Annotated in this window: 18 protein-coding genes; 14 read left to right on the forward strand and 4 right to left on the reverse strand. The window is 60.3% G+C overall.

From position 1 onward, the window contains the following. Positions 1-47 precede the first annotated feature (47 nt). The 7 genes from atpE to LGH70_RS14225 all read left to right on the forward strand — a co-directional run bounded on the left by atpE (position 48) and on the right by LGH70_RS14225 (position 6,964). The gene (gene atpE / locus LGH70_RS14195) at positions 48-305 is read left to right on the forward strand and encodes an ATP synthase F0 subunit C (protein WP_100338570.1); all 258 of its coding nucleotides are present in this window, start codon (positions 48-50) and stop codon (positions 303-305) included. Between the two features lie 142 nt (positions 306-447). Then, on the forward strand, positions 448-942 hold the full coding sequence (locus tag LGH70_RS14200; RefSeq protein ID WP_226186829.1) for a F0F1 ATP synthase subunit B: 495 nt from the start codon (positions 448-450) through the stop codon (positions 940-942). 77 nt (positions 943-1,019) lie between these two features. Beyond that, positions 1,020-1,583 carry an ATP synthase F1 subunit delta gene (gene atpH, locus LGH70_RS14205; RefSeq protein ID WP_226186831.1) on the forward strand — a complete coding sequence of 188 codons (564 nt, stop codon included), beginning with the start codon at positions 1,020-1,022 and terminating at the stop codon, positions 1,581-1,583. Positions 1,584-1,587: 4 nt separating this feature from the next. Then, positions 1,588-3,171, forward strand: a complete 1,584-nt coding sequence (gene atpA, locus LGH70_RS14210) for a F0F1 ATP synthase subunit alpha (RefSeq protein WP_226186833.1) — start codon at positions 1,588-1,590, stop codon at positions 3,169-3,171. A gap of 84 nt (positions 3,172-3,255) precedes the next feature. After that, positions 3,256-4,152 (forward strand): ATP synthase F1 subunit gamma, encoded by an 897-nt coding sequence (gene atpG, locus LGH70_RS14215; RefSeq protein ID WP_226186835.1) that lies wholly within the window; start codon positions 3,256-3,258, stop codon positions 4,150-4,152. Between the two features lie 298 nt (positions 4,153-4,450). Further along, positions 4,451-6,121: a T9SS type A sorting domain-containing protein gene (locus tag LGH70_RS14220; RefSeq protein WP_226186837.1), complete on the forward strand. Its 1,671-nt coding sequence runs from the start codon at positions 4,451-4,453 to the stop codon at positions 6,119-6,121. Positions 6,122-6,379: 258 nt separating this feature from the next. Continuing rightward, a complete protein-coding gene (locus LGH70_RS14225; protein WP_226186841.1) occupies positions 6,380-6,964 on the forward strand; it encodes a hypothetical protein in 585 nt (194 codons plus the stop codon). Between the two features lie 204 nt (positions 6,965-7,168). Here LGH70_RS14225 and LGH70_RS14230 read toward each other — a convergent pair whose 3' ends face one another. Both LGH70_RS14230 and LGH70_RS14235 read right to left on the reverse strand, forming a co-directional pair. Next, positions 7,169-7,804 carry a hypothetical protein gene (locus tag LGH70_RS14230; RefSeq protein WP_226186844.1) on the reverse strand — a complete coding sequence of 212 codons (636 nt, stop codon included), beginning with the start codon at positions 7,802-7,804 and terminating at the stop codon, positions 7,169-7,171. Positions 7,805-8,037: 233 nt separating this feature from the next. Further along, a complete protein-coding gene (locus LGH70_RS14235) occupies positions 8,038-8,766 on the reverse strand; it encodes an HAD family hydrolase (protein ID WP_226186848.1) in 729 nt (242 codons plus the stop codon). Between the two features lie 210 nt (positions 8,767-8,976). On the opposite strand from LGH70_RS14235, the gene pafA reads away from it, so the two are divergent. The 4 genes from pafA (at position 8,977) to LGH70_RS14255 (ending at position 13,293) form a co-directional block, all read left to right on the forward strand. Then, positions 8,977-10,689 carry an alkaline phosphatase PafA gene (pafA, locus tag LGH70_RS14240; RefSeq protein ID WP_226186851.1) on the forward strand — a complete coding sequence of 571 codons (1,713 nt, stop codon included), beginning with the start codon at positions 8,977-8,979 and terminating at the stop codon, positions 10,687-10,689. A 194-nt stretch (positions 10,690-10,883) separates the two neighbouring features. Beyond that, positions 10,884-11,456 (forward strand): inorganic diphosphatase, encoded by a 573-nt coding sequence (locus LGH70_RS14245; RefSeq protein ID WP_226186853.1) that lies wholly within the window; start codon positions 10,884-10,886, stop codon positions 11,454-11,456. Between the two features lie 187 nt (positions 11,457-11,643). Beyond that, complete coding sequence (locus LGH70_RS14250; RefSeq protein ID WP_226186856.1) at positions 11,644-12,327, forward strand: DUF6766 family protein; 684 nt, start codon at positions 11,644-11,646, stop codon at positions 12,325-12,327. Between the two features lie 69 nt (positions 12,328-12,396). Beyond that, entirely contained in the window at positions 12,397-13,293 is an 897-nt protein-coding gene (locus LGH70_RS14255; protein WP_226186858.1) for a UbiA prenyltransferase family protein, read from the forward strand. Positions 13,294-13,305: 12 nt separating this feature from the next. Here LGH70_RS14255 and LGH70_RS14260 read toward each other — a convergent pair whose 3' ends face one another. Continuing rightward, complete coding sequence (locus tag LGH70_RS14260; protein WP_226186861.1) at positions 13,306-14,817, reverse strand: NAD(P)H-hydrate dehydratase; 1,512 nt, start codon at positions 14,815-14,817, stop codon at positions 13,306-13,308. 38 nt (positions 14,818-14,855) lie between these two features. Here LGH70_RS14260 and LGH70_RS14265 point away from each other — a divergent pair, with 38 nt between their 5' ends. From LGH70_RS14265 to sdaAA, 3 genes are all read left to right on the forward strand, one after another. Then, a complete protein-coding gene (locus tag LGH70_RS14265) occupies positions 14,856-15,656 on the forward strand; it encodes a M949_RS01915 family surface polysaccharide biosynthesis protein (RefSeq protein WP_226186864.1) in 801 nt (266 codons plus the stop codon). Positions 15,657-15,738: 82 nt separating this feature from the next. After that, the gene (msrB, locus tag LGH70_RS14270; protein WP_226186867.1) at positions 15,739-16,197 is read left to right on the forward strand and encodes a peptide-methionine (R)-S-oxide reductase MsrB; all 459 of its coding nucleotides are present in this window, start codon (positions 15,739-15,741) and stop codon (positions 16,195-16,197) included. 233 nt (positions 16,198-16,430) lie between these two features. After that, positions 16,431-17,336 (forward strand): L-serine ammonia-lyase, iron-sulfur-dependent, subunit alpha, encoded by a 906-nt coding sequence (gene sdaAA, locus LGH70_RS14275; RefSeq protein ID WP_226186869.1) that lies wholly within the window; start codon positions 16,431-16,433, stop codon positions 17,334-17,336. 75 nt (positions 17,337-17,411) lie between these two features. Here sdaAA and LGH70_RS14280 read toward each other — a convergent pair whose 3' ends face one another. Continuing rightward, positions 17,412-18,473 carry a hypothetical protein gene (locus LGH70_RS14280; RefSeq protein WP_226186871.1) on the reverse strand — a complete coding sequence of 354 codons (1,062 nt, stop codon included), beginning with the start codon at positions 18,471-18,473 and terminating at the stop codon, positions 17,412-17,414. Positions 18,474-18,568: the final 95 nt, after the last annotated feature.

An 18,568-nucleotide genomic window follows, 5' to 3' on the forward strand; every position in this document is an offset into this window, starting at 1 on the left:
CTCACCCCTGAATTTTTCGTTTTTCACTTCTCTCTAATTTCTGTTTTATGCTTCTTTCTCTGTTGTTGCAGGTTGCGAATTCTGTTGGTCTGGCTGTAATGGGTGCCGGTATCGGTGCTGGTCTGGTTGCTCTAGGCGTTGGTCTGGGTATCGGCCGTATCGGTGGTAGCGCTATGGAGGCCATCGGCCGCCAGCCAGAAGCTTCCGGCAAAATTCAAACGGCTATGCTGATCGTAGCGGCTCTGATCGAAGGTCTGGGTCTGTTCGCAGTAGTAGTTTGCTTGCTGATTTCGTTCAACCTCTAGAGCTAGGGGCAATGCCTAAGCAGCCCGCTGCGCATCGCTTCGGCGCACGGCGCGGCGGGCTGACTTGGCTTTTTTGGGTTGCTGGAAAGGTGCGAATGCCGCTTTTCTTCTCCTCGATACTCCCACTTCCTACTCTGAGTATATGGACTTAATAACCCCCAATATTGGCCTGATCTTCTGGCAGCTGGTGATTTTCCTCATCGTGCTGTTCCTGCTGGCCAAATTTGCTTGGAAACCCATTCTCGGCTCTCTTAAGGAGCGTGAGGATTCAATTGAAAGCGCCCTGCGCATGGCCGACCAGGCCAAGCTGGAAATGCAGCAGCTGAAAGCCGGTAACGAAAAACTCATTGCCGAAGCCCGTATGGAGCGCGACAAGATGATGCAGGAAGCCACGCAAATGGCCAACCAGCTCATCGAGCAGGCCAAGAGCAAAGCTACCGAGGAAGGCAGCCGCATGATCATGCAGGCCCGCGAAGCCATCCAGAACGAGAAACAAGCTGCGCTGACCGAGGTGAAAAACACGGCTGCTAAGCTTTCCATCGATATTGCTGAGCGCATCCTGCGCCGTGAGCTGGCTGATTCCGGCTCCCAGCAGCAACTCGTGGACTCGTACCTGAAGGATGTTAAACTGAACTAGAAGTTAGTGGCTAGTAGCCGGCCCTGACCCCGCGTCGTGGCTGGCTTCTGCCTCCTGGCTCCTTAACTTCTACAAGTATGTCTGAACAACGAGTTGCCTCCCGCTACGCCAAGTCCCTGCTGGATTTGGCCGAGGAGCGCGGAACGCTGGAGCAAGTAAAGCAAGACATGGATCTGTTCCGCAAGACGCTGGAGCAAAACCGTGACCTGCGCCTGCTTTTGCGCAATCCCATCGTGAAGCACGATAAGAAGCTGGCTATTCTGAAGGCAATCTTCGGCGGCAAGGTGTCGGATATCACGGAGAAGTTTTTCTCCATCGTGACCCAGCACAACCGCGAAAGTGCCCTGGAGTGGGTCGCTACTGAGTTTCAAAGCCAGTACGATCTGCTGCGCGGCATGCAGGTGGCCCAGGTGACCACCGCGACTCCGCTGGCTCCTGCCCTGCGCGAACAGCTGAACACGATTGTTCGCGAACAGTCGGGTCTGCAGAACGTTACGCTGCAGGAATCGGTTGATGAGTCGCTGATCGGTGGCTTCATCCTGCGTGTCGGCGACCGTCAGCTCGACGAGTCGGTGCGCAACAGCTTGCGCAAGCTGCGCAATTCTTTTAAAGAGAACCCCTACCAACACCATATAAATTAACAACATGGCAGACGTGCGTCCGGATGAAGTATCCGCCATTCTGCGGGAGCAGCTGTCCAACTTCAAGACCGAAGCCGAACTCGAAGAGGTTGGTACGGTTCTCCAGGTTGGTGACGGTGTAGCCCGCATCTACGGGCTGGGCAATGCCCAGTCGGGGGAATTGATTGAATTTGAAAACGGCCTGCAGGCGCTGGTTCTCAACCTGGAAGAAGATAACGTAGGTGCCGTAATGCTCGGCGACTACTCCGACATCCGGGAAGGTGCCACCGTGAAGCGGACCAATAAGATTGCTTCTATTCAGGTTGGTGACGGCATCATCGGGCGCGTGGTAAACACGCTCGGTCAGCCCATCGACGGCCGCGGCCCTATTGCCGGCGAGACCTTCGATATGCCCCTGGAGCGTAAGGCGCCCGGTGTAATCTACCGTCAGCCCGTAAACGAGCCCATGCAGACCGGTATCAAGGCTATCGACGCCATGATTCCGATTGGTCGGGGCCAGCGGGAGCTTATCATCGGCGACCGTCAGACGGGTAAGTCGACAGTAGCCCTTGACGCCATCCTGAACCAGCGCGAGTTCTTCGAGCGCGGCGAGCCGGTATTCTGCATCTACGTAGCCGTAGGCCAGAAAGCATCGACCGTAGCGCAGGTAGTAAACGCCCTGCAGCGTGGTGGTGCCATGGATTACACCGTGGTAGTTTCGGCGTCGGCTTCCGACCCGGCTCCCATGCAGTTCTTTGCGCCCTTCACTGGTGCCGCCATCGGCGAATTCTTCCGTGATACGGGTCGTCCTGCCCTGGTTGTCTATGATGACTTGTCGAAGCAGGCCGTAGCCTACCGCGAAGTGTCGCTGCTGCTGCGTCGTCCTCCCGGACGTGAGGCATACCCCGGTGACGTATTCTACCTGCACAGCCGCCTCTTGGAGCGTGCCGCGAAGATCAACGCTTCCGACACGATTGCGGCCGACATGAACGACCTGCCTCCCAGCATCAAGCACCTGGTGAAAGGCGGTGGCTCGCTGACGGCTCTGCCCATCATCGAAACCCAGGCTGGTGACGTTTCGGCTTATATCCCAACGAACGTAATTTCGATTACGGACGGCCAGATCTTCCTCGAAACCAACCTCTTCAACTCGGGTGTGCGTCCCGCCATTAACGTTGGTATCTCGGTATCGCGCGTAGGTGGTAACGCCCAGATCAAGTCGATGAAGAAGGTAGCTGGTACGCTGAAGCTCGACCAGGCCCAGTTCCGCGAGTTGGAAGCCTTCGCCAAGTTCGGCTCCGACCTCGACGCCTCGACCAAGCTCACTATCGAGCGGGGCCGTCGTAACCTCGAAATCCTGAAGCAGCCCCAGTTCTCGCCCGTGAAGGTAGAAGACCAGGTGGCTATCATTTACGCCGCCACCAACGGTCTGCTTGACCTGGTGCCCGTCGACAAGGTTCGGGCCTTCGAAACTGAGTTCCGTCAGGTGATGCAGTCGCGCCACCCCGAGGAGCTCAAAGCGCTGAAAGCCGGCAAGCTGGATGATACCATCACCGGTGCCATCCGTCAGGTTGCCAAAGACCTATCGGCGGTTTACGCTAATAAGTAATTGGTTTTTGGCTTTTGGTTTTTGGTTTTTGGCTCTCGGGTCAGACGCCAAAAACCAAAAACCAGAAACAAATAACCCAACTGAATGGCTAGCTTAAAAGAAGTCCGCAACCGCATTGTATCGGTGCAAAGCACGCAGCAAATCACCAAAGCCATGAAAATGGTGGCGGCCGCCAAGCTGCGTCGCGCCCAGGACAACATCCTGCGCATGCGCCCCTACGCCCAGCGGCTCAACAGCATTCTGAGCAACCTCACCAGCCTGGCCGGTGACGACGTAGTGAGCGAATACGGGGTGCAGCGCGACGTGCGCCGCGTGCTGATTATCGCCATTACTTCCGACCGGGGCCTGGCGGGCGCCTTCAACAGCAACATCTTCAAGGGGGTGAATGCCCTCATTGCGGAGCGGTATGCTGCTCAGGCTGCGGCCGGCACCATTACGGTAATGGCCATCGGTAAGCGCGCCCACGAGTACTTCTCGAAGCGCGGCCCCGTGCTGGGCAACTACACCCACGTATTCGGGCAGCTGTCCTTCGATACGGTGCGCGTAGCCGCCGAGCAGGCCATGGAAGGTTTCCGCACCGGTCAGTTCGACGAGGTAACGATGGTCTACAATGAGTTCAAGAACGTGGCTACCCAAGTGGTGCGGGCCGAGCAGCTGCTGCCCCTGGTAGCCGCCGAGGCTCCCGCTGCTACGGCTGCCCCTGCCTCGAACACGGACTATATCTTCGAGCCCTCGAAGGAGGAAATCGTGCAGACCCTGATTCCCCAGTCGCTGAAGGTGCAGCTCTACAAGGCAGTGCTGGAAAGCAACGCCTCGGAACACGGTGCCCGCATGACGGCCATGGACAAAGCCACGGAAAACGCCGGGGAGTTGCTCAAGTCGCTCAAGCTGACTTACAACCGCACGCGTCAGGCGGCTATTACCACCGAGATTCTCGAAATTGTGGGTGGTGCCGAAGCTCTGGCGGCCAGCCGCGGCTAGGGATACGCTGATATAATTTCTGAAAGGCCCGCTTCCGCAAGGAGGCGGGCCTTTTTCGTTTGGTTGTCAGGAGTTGATAACTGAAATTATAGCACCTGATGGTCTCGTTCACTGCTGACAAAGCTTTACCTTGTCTGTCTCTACAGACTCCGAGCCACTCAGTTAATAGTAAAAAATAGCAGGGATAAGATAGTAACGCTAGGAGCGAAGCTATTTTACCCTATACCTCTAACGCATATATATGCATCGTGATTCCGGCTTCATGAGAAGCTACAGCTGTCAGCAGCTACGATACACCATGGCCCTGTTGTTTTTCTTACAGGTAATAGGTTTGACCCAGGCCCGTTGTCAGTCCTTCGATTTGGCGTTGCTGGCTGGAACCTCTACTTCGCGTGCCAACAGCGAAATAAGTAGCACAACTACTGATGCCAACGGCAACATATATATTACAGGTCGTTTTTTTGATTCCGTTCGATTCGGAAACTCACTCCTGACCAGCGTTGGCGAGGCCGATATATTCGTAGCTAAGCTTAGTCCTGAAGGTCAATGGCAGTGGGCCGTACAAGCCGGTGGCCCTGACTTTGATGCAGCAGAAGGTATAGCACTTGATGCCAGGGGGATGCTTCATGTTGCCGGCAACTTTCATGGCATTACCATGCAACTGGGCACGGTGGCCATTTCCAGCTTTGGTGTTCAGAGTGGCTTTGTAGGCCAGCTCAGTAGCGCCGGGGTCTGGCAATCAGCCATCGCCGCAAATAGTTTACTTATCACTGCCCTAGCGGTTGATGCCAGTGGTAATGCTTACGTCACGGGAAACTTTGGAAGTCCGCTAAGCTTGGGCACTTTTAGATTAAATCCTGCTGGTGGTTATGGGAAAGACGATGTCTTCGTGGCAAAGCTTTCGGCTACTGGCACGTGGCTATGGGCTACGCGGGCTGGCGGCGAGGAGCATGATATCAGTACGGGAGTGGCACTTGATGCTAGTAACAACGTTTACTTAACGGGGCGCTTTTACAATCGGGCTACTTTTGGATCAACTATTCTTTCCAGCACCACTCCTGTTATCAACCAAGATGTGTTTGTAACTAAGCTAAGCCCGACTGGAACGTGGCTCTGGGCTGTGAAAGGTGGGAGCGGCTACTCTGACACTGGGCTGGCAATTACAACCGATGCTATTGGCAGTGTGTATGTAACCGGAATATACGATGCGGCCTTTGCAGCTGGTGGGGCTTATTTTGGTACTACGCTGCTTCCCCCCAGCACTAATGGTACCGACATATTCGTGGCAAAACTCACCACGGATGGTGTTTGGCAATGGGCCGCTAGTGCCGGGGGCAACTACTGGGATGAGCCGAGCGGCGTGGCTCTGGATAGACAAGGAAACGTATATGTAAGTGGTTACTTCAACGGGCCTGCCCGATTTGGTGCTTACTCCTTCGCCAATCAAGGCAATATGGACATCGACGCTTTTATAGCATGCCTTACACCCAATGGTGCGTGGCAATGGGCGTTGAAGGGTGGTGGTACTACGGGTATCGATGCCGGCACTGGTGTGACTATCGACGTACAAGGCCGAGCCTATCTGGTCGGTACCCTTTTTGGCACTACAGCTACTTTTGGTACTCACAGCCTAGTGACCAACATGCGCACTGGGTTTGTGGCTCGGGTAGGATCCCCGATGCTCAGCACCTTGCCCGGTAGTGGAAACGTCAGCGCATGGGCTGTCAGTTTGTATCCAAACCCGGCGACGGACTACGTCACGCTGGATTTGCCCGCTGCGCTCAGTGCCCGGCAGGTGCAGGCCACGGTCTATAACGCCATGGGCCAGTTAATCAGCACTCAAACTCTTCCGCTGCCCGCGAGAGCCAGCACGCTGGAACTGCGGGTAGCCGGTATGCAGCCTGGCTGCTACATGCTACGGGTGCAGGCAGCCAATGAGGTAGCGGTGCGCCGCCTCAGCGTTTATTAGCGACCGGCTTCAGCGTCTTTGCACTCAGGTGCTACACGCCTCCCTCTATCGAAACGCTCCACTTGGCTCGGAGCTGGGTAGGGCATTTCTTCTAGTTGCAATAAACGCATGGATAGCGCAGCAACTGGTGCGGACCAACAGTTAGGCGGAAACGAAATGGGGGCGTATTCCTGCAAAGCTGCGGCCCAAGCCACCGTCAGCTTGCCACTACTGCCGGCTTGCCCCGTATAAGCAGGGTCCACTACTGCTCAATGCCTTATGGTCCGTCCCTCTTTGCTTGTTCTGTACAGTTTGCTGCTGGCTGGCCCGGCTACTGCCCAAACCCCTAAGCCAGCCCCCGGCCAAGTTGCGGCGCCCATGGGATTTAAATGGCAGCTACTGCCGGAGGTAAAAGCGGCTATGCTGCTGCCCTACACCTGGAGCTACAAGGCCGAAACCAGCCGCGACGCCCAGGCCTACTTCCTCACCCGGGAGCGAATCGTGCCCGGCGGCCAGTTCCAGACCGGCGTGTCACTGAACGTGGTGCGGCAAATGAAGGCCAAGTCCAAGCAGTCGGCTGCGGCCTATGCCCAGGCCTTCAGTGCCAGCAGCGGGCGTAAGGCCGGGCAGCAGGTGCTGGGGCAGGAGAGCAAGGTCCAAGGTCCCCTGCGTCTGTATGGCGTGCGCTACCGCGTAACGGGCGGCGCGGCTGGTGCCAAAATCATTCAGCAATGGGCTATTGCCAACACCGTTACCGATACCTTTTACCTACTGCTCTTCGAGAGTCCCGAGAAGGACTGGCCCCAGGCCTGGAAGTTGGGCGAGGAGATGATCAAGCAGCTTCGCCTCGACGCGGGTGTGTAGGAGCCCCTTTAGCCCATGCTTCTGGCTACTAGCAATCCTTGGTAGCATCGAAAACGCCCTGCCTGACACGGAGCCGGGTGGGGCGTTTCTGGTAGTTGCGATAGGCGAATGAATAACGGAAAAGCCGGAGCGGGCACTTAGTGCAGCAATTCAGTTGCTTCTAACAGATAAAGCCGAAAAGCCAGATATAACAGCGGCTACCGCCTAAGAAGTTGGGCTTATCCGCGTTAGCAGGGCTACTTCGGCGCGCAGGGCGGCTACGCGGCACGCCAGCAGCAGGCGGGCCGCGGCCGTAGCGGCCGGGTCGGGTTCGTCGCGGGCCAGGTCGGTAGCCAGGGCGCCCAGCCAACGGGCGTAGCGGGCGGTTTCGGCGGGCTCGGTGGGGAAGGGGGCCGTCTGGAGTTGGGCCAGACCCCGGCGGCGGCGTGCCAGGGCCACGGCCCGGGCCTGCTGCTGGGCCAGGCGCTGGCCCAACTCCTGCAGCTGCTGGCGGCCGTCGAGCAGGCGCTGGCGCAGCGGCTCAGCCGCCGGAGTAGCCGCGGTGGGCAGCTCGGTGGCCTGTAGCAGGGCATCGGGGGCGGACAGGGCCGCCAGCGGGTCGTAGAGTGGAGGCTCGGGCAGCGCGGCCGGGCCCTGGCCCAGGGGCGGGGGCAGCAGGCGGCTCAACCCCTGCAGGCGCGGGGCCAAGGCCGGGGGCAAACCTTTACGCCGGGCTTCCACGTGAGCCACAAAGCTGGCCGACACATCTAGGTAGCTGGCCAGCTGTCGCACTGATAAACCCAGATGGGCGCGCACGGCCGCCATCAGTGTAACCTCAGATTCTGAAGCAGAACTATTCATAGAGCTCAAAAAAGTATTTTATCTTCGGGGCCACCAGGTAGCCAGCCGGAGTTTTGGCAGGTAAATTCAGATGTACATGTGAGATGGGTGTTTACCTGATATTGGTAAACCCCATACAATAATATCAGTGTGCGTTTACCGGTATCTGGTAAAAATGTACTTGTATACGCTATACGTGTTTACCTACACCGTGGCCGACCTGTGTCTGTTGCGCAGGTGTTGCGGCAGAGTATTTAGAGCTTCATGTAGTTCCGCTTGGCCATTTCCTTGCTCGGCTTGGGCACCTCTGGGTGCTGCGCCAGCAACTCCCGCACCTGCTCGGGCATGAGGTTAGTGAAGTCCTTGATGACTTGGAGCGGGGCCTGAAACTGCTCGGGTTTGAGGCCGCTGCTCACGGCGATGCAGCGCATGCCGGCTTTGTAGGCCGCCTGCTCCCCCAGAATGGCATCCTCAAAGACCACGCACCGCTCGGGGGGCACGCCCAGCTTTTGGGCTGCTACCGTGAAGGTATCGGCGTGGGGCTTGCCGTTTTCCACGTCGGCCTTACCCACCACCACATCAAAGAAGCGGCGCAGATCCAGGTGGTCGATGATGTAGCCGATGGTTTCGGGGGCCGAGCCGGTGCCGAGCCCGATTTTGAAGCCGGCGGCGCGGGCGGCCGTCAGAAACTGCGAGAGGCCCGCCGTTTCCTTGCGCTTGTCCCAGTAGAGCACCCGGTAGAGAAACTCGCGCTGGGCGGCGTATTCCTTGAGCTGCTTGGTGGGCACCGGGTGGCGGAACACGGTTTTGAGAATGTTGGTGGCCGGCATGCCGTTCAGGCGCCGAAGCAGCTGGCGGGCGTTGGTGGTCAGGCCAAGGTCGCGGAACAGGAGCTGGAAGGCTTTGGCCTGGTAGGGCGTATTGTTGATGAGCACGCCGTCCATGTCGAAAATGAGGGCGTAGGCAGGTTGTGAAGCGGGCATAAGTGGCGTACAAAGGATAGGGAATACACGAAAACTGAACCACAGGCAGGGGCAACAGAGCTGGCCTGACGGGTGGAGTAGACGTACGCGCGGGCCGCTATTTTGGCTACTGACGCCGGGATTCCGGACGCCGACTGTTACCTTTGCGGCCGCTGTTGTTGGTTCGGATTGCTAACGGCCGCCACTCGGCTGAAAAAACGCGTTACTGATTTGAAAAAGAGCCTGTTCCTGTTGTGGGCGGCCGCCCTGGCGGTACCCGCTTTTGCCCAGAAAAAAGCCAAGCCGATTGACCGGCCCAAGCTGGTAGTCGGCATCGTGGTCGACCAGATGCGCTACGACTACCTGTACCGCTACTGGAACAAGTACGGCTCCGACGGCTTCCGGCGCCTGCTGGGCGAAGGATTCAGCTACGAAAACACCCACTACAACTACGTGCCCACCTACACCGGGCCGGGCCATGCCAGCATTTATACTGGCACCACGCCCTCCATGCACGGCATTGTGGGCAACAACTGGTTTGAGCGCGAAACCGGCAAGGGCACCTATGTAACCGAGGATAAAACGGTGCAGTCGGTGGGCGGCTCCGGGGCGGAAGGGCAGATGTCGCCGCGCCACATGCTGACCACCACCATTACCGACGAGCTGCGCCTGGCTACCAACTTTCAGGCGAAGGTTATCGGCGTCTGCATCAAGGACCGGGGCTCGATTCTGCCCGCCGGGCACGCTGCCAACGCCGCCTACTGGTACGACGGCACCAACGGCGCTTTCATTACCAGCACCTTCTACCAGAACGCCCTGCCCGAGTGGGTAAGCAAATTCAACAGTGAGCAGCGGGCGGCCAAATATCTCGACAAGCCCTGGGAAACGCTGCTGCCCATCGGCCAGTACACCGAAAGCTCGGCCGACGACGTGGCCTGGGAATCGGCGTATCGGGGCGAAGACAAGCCCGTATTCCCCCACGATTTGCCCCGCCTGAGTGCCCTGGCGCCCCGGGCCGTGCAGGGCGCCCTGAAAGCTGAAGGCGAAAAAGCGCCGGTGGCCACGCCCCGCAACCTGGACTTGATTCGCTCCACGCCCTTCGGCAACTCCCTTACGCTGGACTTCGCCTTGGAAGCCGTGCGGGCCGAGCAGCTGGGCCAGCGCGGCCAAACCGACTTTCTGGCCCTGAGCTTTTCCTCGACTGACTACGTGGGCCACCAGTTTGGCACCACGGCCATCGAAACCGAGGACACCTACCTGCGCCTCGACCAGGATATTGCCCGCCTGCTGACCTACCTCGACAAAACCGTGGGCAAGGGGCAGGCCCTCGTGTTCCTCTCCGCCGACCACGCCGCGGCGCAGTCGCCCAACTTTATGCTGGAGCACCACCTGCCCGCCGGCTCGGTGGGCCCGCGCCTCATGCGCGACTCGATTCAGCAGGCCCTGGTGAAGCGCCACGGCGCCGGCAACTGGGTGCTGAGCTACGAAAACCAGCAGGTGTACCTCAATCGGCCCCTTATTGTCCAGAAGCAGCTCAACCTGCGCACGGTGCAGGATGAGGTGGTCGATATTGCCACCACGCTTTCGGGCGTCACCCGCGCCATCACAGCCGACGATTTGCAGAAGTCGCACTGGGAAAGCGGGATGCTGATGTACCTGGAAAACGGCTACTACCCCAAGCGCAGCGGCGACGTGCTCGTGGTGCTGGAGCCGGGCTGGCTCGAATCGTATGCCTACCCGATCAACAAGGGCACCACTCACGGCTCGCTGAACAACTACGATACCCACGTGCCGCTGCTGTTCTGGGGCTGGCATGTGAAGCGCGGCGAATCGACGCGGCCCACCAAAATCACGGATATTGCGCCCACGCTGGCCAGCTGGCTGCACATTCAGGAGCCCAACGGCAGTAGCGGCACCCCGCTGCCGGAAGTGCTGGGCCGGTAGGTCTTACCTTTTTTACGTGTCATCCTTCATCTGACGTCCGCAAAGCGAAGGACCTTATTAGGCCAGAACGAAGCCATTAACAGCAGTTCAGACGTAATAAGGTCCTTCGCAAGCTCAGGATGACAAACCCCCAAAAAGCCAAGCCCGCCGCACCAACCACCAACAACGAGTAACTAATAACCAACAACGAACAAATGGCTCATTTTAACCCTTGGCACGATGTGGAGCGCGGCGAAAACGCCCCCGCAGTTGTGAACGGCATCATTGAAATTCCCAAAGGCTCGAAGGGCAAGTACGAGCTCGACAAGGACAGCGGCATGCTGAAGCTGGACCGGGTGCTGTTTTCGGCCGTGCACTATCCTGCCGCCTACGGCTTTATTCCCCAGACTTACTGCGACGACAAAGACCCGCTCGATATTCTGGTTATCTGCTCGGTCGACATCGTGCCCATGTGCCTGGTGGATGCCAAGGTAATCGGGGTGATGCAGATGATTGACGGCGACGAGGAAGACGACAAAATCATTGCCGTAGCCGCCAACGACATTTCGGTAAACCACTACAACGACATTGCCGACCTGCCTCCACACACGCTGCTGGAGATGCGCCGCTTCTTCGAGGATTACAAAGCCCTGGAGCACAAGCAGGTGACGGTGGAGCAGTTCCTGGGCCGCGAAGATGCCTACCGCATCATCGAGGACAGCATCAAGCTCTACAACGAAACCTTCAAGCAGAGTGACGTTACCACTTCGGCCGGCGTCGAACTGTAAAGCGTTTCGCGGCTTTGGCCGTAAGAGTCCCCAATTTTTAGAACGTCATGTCGCCCAGCGGGAGACATGACGTTCTTTTATTATGGCTTGTAAGGAACCGCCCAGTTACTTTCTGTAGCAGGCTGAGCAGTAGCCGAATCCTAAGCTCGGCTGTACCTAATGCGCGGCGGGCTACGTAGGCGCCAACATGCCCAAGCAACCCGCGTCCTCACCGTTTCTGCGCTTCCTCTACGAAAACAGCCTGCTGCTGGTGGGCACCGTGCTGGTGCTCATTACCATGGTGGGGCAGGCCCTGACCGGCTGGTACGAATACAACCAGGACCTGGAAGACCTGCAGCTGCCCGCCCTCACGCTGGGTCAGTACCTGACCTCGGGCCACTTCCTGGAAGCCACCTTCGAGAACTGGGAAAGTGAGTTTCTGCAGATGGGCCTCTTCGTGCTGCTGACCATCTGGCTGCGGCAGAAAGGCTCGTCCGAGTCGAAAAAGCTCTACGAGGAAGAAGAAGTGGACCGGGAGCCAGACCCTGGCAAAGAAGGCGCGCCCGGCCCGGTGAAGCGCGGCGGCTGGCAGCTGCAGCTCTACAAGAAGTCGTTGAGCATCGTCTTTTTTCTGCTGTTTTTCGCCTCTGTGTGGCTGCACGCCCGTGGCGGCCTGAGCGTGTACAACATTGAGCAGCAGCAGCACGGGGAGCCCACCGTGTCGTTGCTGGAGTTTATGGCTACGTCGCGGTTCTGGTTTCAGTCGTTTCAGAACTGGCAGAGCGAGTTTCTCTCCATTGTTGCCATCGTGGGGCTGTCCATTTTCCTGCGGCAGCACGGCTCCCCGCAGTCCAAGCCCGTGGATGCCAGCCACGACGAAACCGGCGAGTAGCAGCCGGAACCCTATCTTTGCGGCGCGGCGTTGTGGCTTTTTTCCTTTTCCTCCAAGACGCCCGGAGCCATGCGCCAAGTCAGCGACAAACCAGCGGCCGCCGTTCCTTCCCCTGCTTCCTCCGGCCTGAAGCGCTGGGTTGATGCCACGCTCTACAGCAGTGTGCTGGTAGCCGCCGCCGCTACCAGTCTCACCTGGGCCACCTTTTTGTTCTGGCGCACCGACATTCCCTTCCGGCTGGCCACGCTGATTTTCACGGCGACGCTCTTTCTCTACAACATCGACAGCGTGCTGCCCTACAAGTTCCGGCAGCAGGCCGTGCTTTCGGAGCGCAAGCGCTGGATGATTCAGCACCGGCGCGAGCTGTTTCTGCTGGCGCTGGGGGCGTTGGGCGTGGCCGCGCTGCTGTTCTGGCTCGACGGCTGGCGGCACCTGACCTTGTTTCTGGGGCACCTGGCCGCTATTTCGCTGCTCTATTCCTTTCCCATCATCAAGCGGCGCGGCCGGTGGCGGGCCCTGCGCGACTTGCCGCTGCTCAAGGTATTCCTGATTGCCTACGTCTGGGCGGCCATTACGGTGTGGGTGCCGGCCCTCTATCTAGGCAAGGCCCTGAGCGCGCCGGTGGTGCTGGTGCTGTTCGGGCGGCGCTTCTTCTTTATCCTGGCCCTGGCCTTCGTCTTCGACATCCGCGACTACACCAAAGACTTGCTCAGCGGCACGCGCACGTTTCCCGGCATCTTCGGTATTCGGGCCGCTAAGGCCCTGGCCCTGCTGAGCCTGGCCGTGTCGGGGCTGCTTATTCCGCAGGGCGTGGCACCGGCCCACCTGCTGGTGCTCACGCTGCCCACGCTGCTTACTGGCTTCATCATCTGGTTTGCCGACGAAACCCGCCCCGACTATTACTTCGCCCTGCTGGCCGACGGAATCATGATTGTGCAGTTTGTGGCCGTGTACTGGGCCGCCTAAGCGGCGCAAGGCTCACAACGCGTCGGGCGTGGTTAGCTCCTGCAACGCCGGACCGAGGTAGCGCGTCAGGTCGCCGGCCAGCAGGCCGGCTTCGCCCGTGTGCTGAGCGGCCAGGTCGCCGGCGCGGCCGTGGGCGTAGATGCCCAGCAGGGTGGCATCCAGCGTGGGCAGCCGCTGGGCCAGTAGGGCCGTGAGGGTGCCGGTCAGCACGTCGCCGCTGCCGCCGGTGGCCATGCCGGGGTTGCCGGTGCTGTTAAAGTATAGCTCCCCCGCAGGCGTGCCCAGGCAGGTGTAGGCGCCCTTCAGCACTGTGTAGCACTGGTGCTTCCGGCAGAAAGCGCGCAGTAGCTCCAGGCGGTGGTAGTCGTCGTGGGCCGGGCCGGCGAGGCGCTCAAACTCTTTCGGGTGGGGCGTCAGGACAGAATTCGGGGGCAACAGCCGGAGTAGGTCGGGGTTGGCGCTCAGCAGGTTCAGCGCGTCCGCATCGATGACCAGCGGCACTTTTGTTTCGCGCAGCAGTTTTTCCAGCACCAGTTTGGTCGCCTCGGCTTTATCCAGGCCCGGCCCAATGCCGATGGCCGAGTACGGCCCCAAGTCAGGCAGCTCACTGATGAAATCCGGAGCCGGGTCGGTGAGGGCCATGGCTTCGGGCGCGGCAGTTTGCAGAATGTCGTAGCCCACGGCCGGGGTGCGCACCGTAAGCAGCCCCACACCGCTGCGCAGACAGGCTTGGGCCGCAAGCAGGGCCGCACCTAGCTTGCCCCGGCTGCCGGCCAGCAGCAGCGCGTGCCCATACGTACCCTTGTGCCCAAACTTCGCCCGTTTGGGCAGGCGACCCGCCAGCAAAGTGGCATCCACGAAGTGCATCGTGCCCTCAGCGCCCGTCAGAAACTCCCGGCTCAGGCCAATCGGGACGGTATGCCACTGGCCCACGTAACGTGCGTTCTGGGGCAGTAGAAACGCCAGCTTGGGCAGCTCGAAGCTCACCGTGTGCCGGGCTTGAATAACAGGCGCTTCAGGGGCCTGGGGCGCATCGGCCAGCAGGCCCGAGGGCATATCGATGGCCACGATGCGGGCGGCCGCCTGGTTCAGGTGGCTCACCACCATGGCGGCCAGCCCACGCAGCGGCCGGCTCACGCCCGTGCCAAACAGCGCGTCGATAACCAGGGCGCCGGCTGTTACGGGCGGTAGCTCGGCGGTCAGGGTAGCCAGGGGCACGGCCGGGGGCAGGCGCTGGCGGTTGGCTTCGAAGTCGGTGGAATAACTCGTAGCCGGCAGCACGAACACCCGCACGGCGTAGCCGGCCTGGTGTAGCAGGCGGGCCGCTACCAGCCCGTCGCCGCCGTTGTTGCCGGGCCCGCAGAACACCAGCACTTCGCCGGCGTCGGCTGGGGTCTGGCGGGCCATCAGCCACTGGGTGAAGGCCGCAGCGGCCCGCTCCATCAGGGCTTCCGAAGTTATATTCTGCTCCCGTAGCGTGGCCTGGTCGGCCTGGCGGGTTTGGGCGGCGGTAAGAATGCGCATGGTTGACTATACTTGAAACCAAATCCAGCGGATACACCATGCGTCAACTTTCCTGGCTGGGCGGCCTGCTGCTGCTGGCCGCCTGCGCCGACGAGCCCCGGCAGCAGCCCGCCGAAGCAGCAGCCCCACGGCCCAAAATTGAGTTGCCCGCCGCATTTGAAACCAGCCAGGTTCGTACGCTGACAGCCAGCCAGCTGCCGGCGGGCGTAGTGTTGCCCGCCGGCAAGCTGCAGGAAGCCAGGCAATGGGAAGATGCTAACGGAACCAACGTGCTGGTCGTGACGCGCACGGCCGAGCAGGACGAGCCCAATGCGCCCGATGAGGCCGATGAGGCCGAGGGCGCGCGGCACGTGGAGCTTTACGCCCGGCAATACGTGCGTCGGCCGGGCGGCTACCAACTGCTGTGGAAGCTGCAGGACCACGTAGGCCACTGCCCGCTCGACCTGGCGCTCAGCCTGCTGCCCGGCTCTACGGCCATTACCGACCTGGACAATGACGGCCACACCGAGACGATGCTCGTTTACGCCCTGGGGTGCCGCGGCGATGTAAGTCCGCTGGAGTTGAAGCTTATTCTGCACGAGGATGCCGCCAAATATGCCCTGCGCGGCAATAACGTGGTGCAGTACGATTCGCTGCCCATCAGCAAGCGGATGCCGGCCACCATCTGCTGCCTCGACACCGTGGATGAAAAGCGGGCCGAGGCCCGGGGCGACTATTCCATCTACGACGGGCGCTACCACAACGAAAAGGACTTCCGGGGCGCGCCGCCCGCTTTTCTGCGCTTTGCCCGGCAGCAGTGGCGGCGCTGGTCGGCGCAGCCCGTGCCGGAGGTAGAGTAGCACCGGGCTGGCCGCCGAAAACTAACCGCTGGGTTTTGGCGTTTCCCTTCACACGCTAGTAGCCTTCACAATCAACCCAAATATGCAAACCTGGAACGATGTTATCCGGCTGGCCAACCATGGCAGCCCGGCGCCCGCGCGGCGCGTAGAAAAAACCGACGCCGAGTGGAAGCAGCAGCTCACGGCCGAGCAATACCACGTCACGCGCCAGCACGGCACCGAGCGGGCCTTCACCGGTGAATACTGCGAAGCCCACGAAGCGGGCCTCTACGCCTGCGTGTGCTGCGGCACTCCGCTCTACGACTCGCGCACCAAGTTCGAGAGTGGCACGGGCTGGCCCAGCTTCACTCAGCCCGTGGACGAAAGCGCCATCCGCTACAAGAAAGACACGAGCTACGGCATGACCCGCGTGGAAGTGCTCTGCAACGTCTGCGACGCCCACCAGGGCCACGTTTTCCCCGACGGTCCGCCGCCCGGCGGCCTGCGCCTGTGCATCAACTCGGCCGCTATTAAGCTGGTTGGGGAGCAGCAGGAAGCATAACGCCGCCTTTACCACAGCACAGCGCCCGATTTGCCCAGCAGGTCGGGCGCTGTTTGCATTGGCTGGAACCGGCCGGCCGGGCTTGCAGACCACTGAAGGGCTCTTTTCGGCGTAGATACCGGAGCCATAGCCGCCGACGAATAATTTCTCCCGATTTTCGTGGCCCGTTTCGGCGAACCGCCGCCGCCGCGCCCGTGTTCTGAGTTGTCTCCCACCCCGTACTCCCACCCATCATGTCGCTCTTGTTCACTGATTTTGCCAGCTGGCAGGCCCATTGCGAAGCCACCGGCCAGGCCCTCTACCAACCTGTGCTCGACTACGAAATCGAGCAGAAGGGCCGCGCTGAGGCCGATATCTGGCCCGGTCTGCAACGAGCCTACGACGTGATGCGTGACGCGGTGAAAACCGGCCTGACCGAGGATATGACCTCCCGCTCGGGTATGATTAACAACGGAGCCAAGAAGATTGCGGCCTCGCCCATCACGGTGCTTTCCCCCGAGTTCAAGCAGCTCATCACCCGCGCCCTGGGCGCCAAAGAAGTGAATTCGTGCATGGGCCGGGTGGTAGCTGCTCCCACGGCCGGGGCCTCCGGCATTCTGCCCGGCGTGCTGGTCACGATTCAGGATTTACACAAGCTCGATGACCACAAGATTCTGGAAGGCCTGCTCGTGGCCGCCGGCATTGCCCTCATTATCGAGCAGAATGCCTCCCTGGCCGGGGCCGTAGGCGGTTGCCAGGCCGAAACCGGCAGCGCCGCCGCTATGGGCTCGGGCGCCATCGTCTACTGCCTGGGCGGCTCCATCAACGAGGTGTTTGCGGCCGTAGCCATTACCATTCAGTGCATGCTGGGCCTGGTCTGCGACCCGGTGGCGGGCCTGGTGGAAGTGCCCTGCGTGGTGCGCAACGCCTCGGCGGCGGCCATTGCCTTCTCCTCGGCCCAGATTGCCATTGCCGGCGTCGACCCCGTTATTCCCGTGGATCAGTGCGTGGCGGCGCTGGGCGAAGTGGGCCAGAGCATGGAAACCCGCTACAAGGAAACGGCCCTCGGTGGCCTGGCTAACACCACCCGGGGCCGGGAAATCGAGAAGATGGTGCTGGTGCAGGACGTCAATATTCTGCCCGACGAAGACAACGAGTAAGCCCCTGTTTATTAGCCAATAAAAAAGCCCCGCCAGGTAGATCTGGTGGGGCTTTTCTGTTCCGGTTCGGCCCAGCTAGCGGCTGCCGCCAATGGCTTTCAGCTCGGGAGCCATGGTCAGCTTGGCCAGAAACTCGATGGCGCTGGCGTAGCGCATCCGCAGCTCTTTGTAGCGCTTCCAGGCTTCCTCGCGGTTGTCGACCAACGACACGTTGGCGTCGCGGAGCTGGTCGAACGTCTGGAAGAACCCGGCGCGGGTGGGGTCTTCGATGGGGTCTTCCTCGGTCAGGGCCTCGACCGGCTCGGCTGCGGCCCGTTCCTCAAAGTAGCGTGATACCCGGTTGATGGCCACGCAGCCCGCTTTAAAGCACAGCTCCATATCCGGGTCGCGCTTCTGCTCGACGCTGCTGATAATGACAGCCGCCGCATCCAGAATCAGGTCGGCGGCCGTCACCCAGGAGCGGCCGGGCTGCGGCGACCGGAAAAACGACAGAATCGGCAGGGAAGTGTGGGTTTCCTCGATTTCCACAAACCACTCCTCCCAGACTTTCCACTGTGGGCCGTCGTCGGCCAACGAGCCGGTGCGGTTCAGCCAGCCAATCAGCTCGGCAGCCGTGCGGTTGTTGCCACAGCGCAGCTCCAGGCGGGCCACCACCAGCTCGCGTCGCGTGAAGGCCTGGTACATGGTGGGCAGGTAGGAGATGAGCAGCGTGATGAGCAGCAGGCCAAACGTGGCTTCGGAGTAGGTCACGATGCTGATCAGAATGGTGGTGGCTTCCACCGAGCCCAGCGTAAGCAGGGACGAGGAGCTGAGCAGGTAGCTCTTGGTAAAGTCGCCCTCGCCTAGTGCCCAGTAGATGCCCGCGTAGGCAAAGGAGAGCAGCAACAGCCAGATAATCGGCAGCATGACGAGGGCCACCGGGGCAAACAGGGCCATGATCCGGTCCCGTTTGGCATAGGTCTGGTAGCGGGCGGCCAGAAAGCTGAAAAAATACCGCACCGTCATGAACACCCAGTTGTTGATCAGCACCGACTCATTGCGGGGCAGCACAAACGAGCGGATGGCGGATAAAACAACCGTAAGAATCAGAAAAGTGCCGCCCAGAAAAACGGCCACCCGCACTAGCAAATCGAGCATAAAAAATACGCAACCGCGTGGCATCGTGCCCGCTGGGCGTATTAACTCTTACCGTCCGGAATGGTTGGGTTCCCGCATTAGCCGTTGGGCTTGGC

This window comes from Hymenobacter nitidus (assembly GCF_020447315.1).
In the GTDB taxonomy this organism is placed as follows: Bacteria; Bacteroidota; Bacteroidia; order Cytophagales; family Hymenobacteraceae; genus Hymenobacter; species Hymenobacter nitidus.

Coding starts and splice junctions, on each gene's coding strand:
- LGH70_RS14250 (WP_226186856.1), top strand. CDS start 11,644: ATGCCCAAGCAACCCGCGTCCTCACCGTTTCTGCGCTTCCTCTACGAA.
- atpH (WP_226186831.1), top strand. CDS start 1,020: ATGTCTGAACAACGAGTTGCCTCCCGCTACGCCAAGTCCCTGCTGGAT.
- LGH70_RS14245 (WP_226186853.1), top strand. CDS start 10,884: ATGGCTCATTTTAACCCTTGGCACGATGTGGAGCGCGGCGAAAACGCC.
- LGH70_RS14220 (WP_226186837.1), top strand. CDS start 4,451: ATGGCCCTGTTGTTTTTCTTACAGGTAATAGGTTTGACCCAGGCCCGT.
- LGH70_RS14235 (WP_226186848.1), bottom strand. CDS start 8,766: ATGCCCGCTTCACAACCTGCCTACGCCCTCATTTTCGACATGGACGGC.
- LGH70_RS14265 (WP_226186864.1), top strand. CDS start 14,856: ATGCGTCAACTTTCCTGGCTGGGCGGCCTGCTGCTGCTGGCCGCCTGC.
- LGH70_RS14260 (WP_226186861.1), bottom strand. CDS start 14,817: ATGCGCATTCTTACCGCCGCCCAAACCCGCCAGGCCGACCAGGCCACG.
- atpG (WP_226186835.1), top strand. CDS start 3,256: ATGGCTAGCTTAAAAGAAGTCCGCAACCGCATTGTATCGGTGCAAAGC.
- atpE (WP_100338570.1), top strand. CDS start 48: ATGCTTCTTTCTCTGTTGTTGCAGGTTGCGAATTCTGTTGGTCTGGCT.
- LGH70_RS14280 (WP_226186871.1), bottom strand. CDS start 18,473: ATGCTCGATTTGCTAGTGCGGGTGGCCGTTTTTCTGGGCGGCACTTTT.
- atpA (WP_226186833.1), top strand. CDS start 1,588: ATGGCAGACGTGCGTCCGGATGAAGTATCCGCCATTCTGCGGGAGCAG.
- LGH70_RS14230 (WP_226186844.1), bottom strand. CDS start 7,804: ATGAATAGTTCTGCTTCAGAATCTGAGGTTACACTGATGGCGGCCGTG.
- sdaAA (WP_226186869.1), top strand. CDS start 16,431: ATGTCGCTCTTGTTCACTGATTTTGCCAGCTGGCAGGCCCATTGCGAA.
- LGH70_RS14200 (WP_226186829.1), top strand. CDS start 448: ATGGACTTAATAACCCCCAATATTGGCCTGATCTTCTGGCAGCTGGTG.
- LGH70_RS14255 (WP_226186858.1), top strand. CDS start 12,397: ATGCGCCAAGTCAGCGACAAACCAGCGGCCGCCGTTCCTTCCCCTGCT.
- msrB (WP_226186867.1), top strand. CDS start 15,739: ATGCAAACCTGGAACGATGTTATCCGGCTGGCCAACCATGGCAGCCCG.
- LGH70_RS14225 (WP_226186841.1), top strand. CDS start 6,380: ATGGTCCGTCCCTCTTTGCTTGTTCTGTACAGTTTGCTGCTGGCTGGC.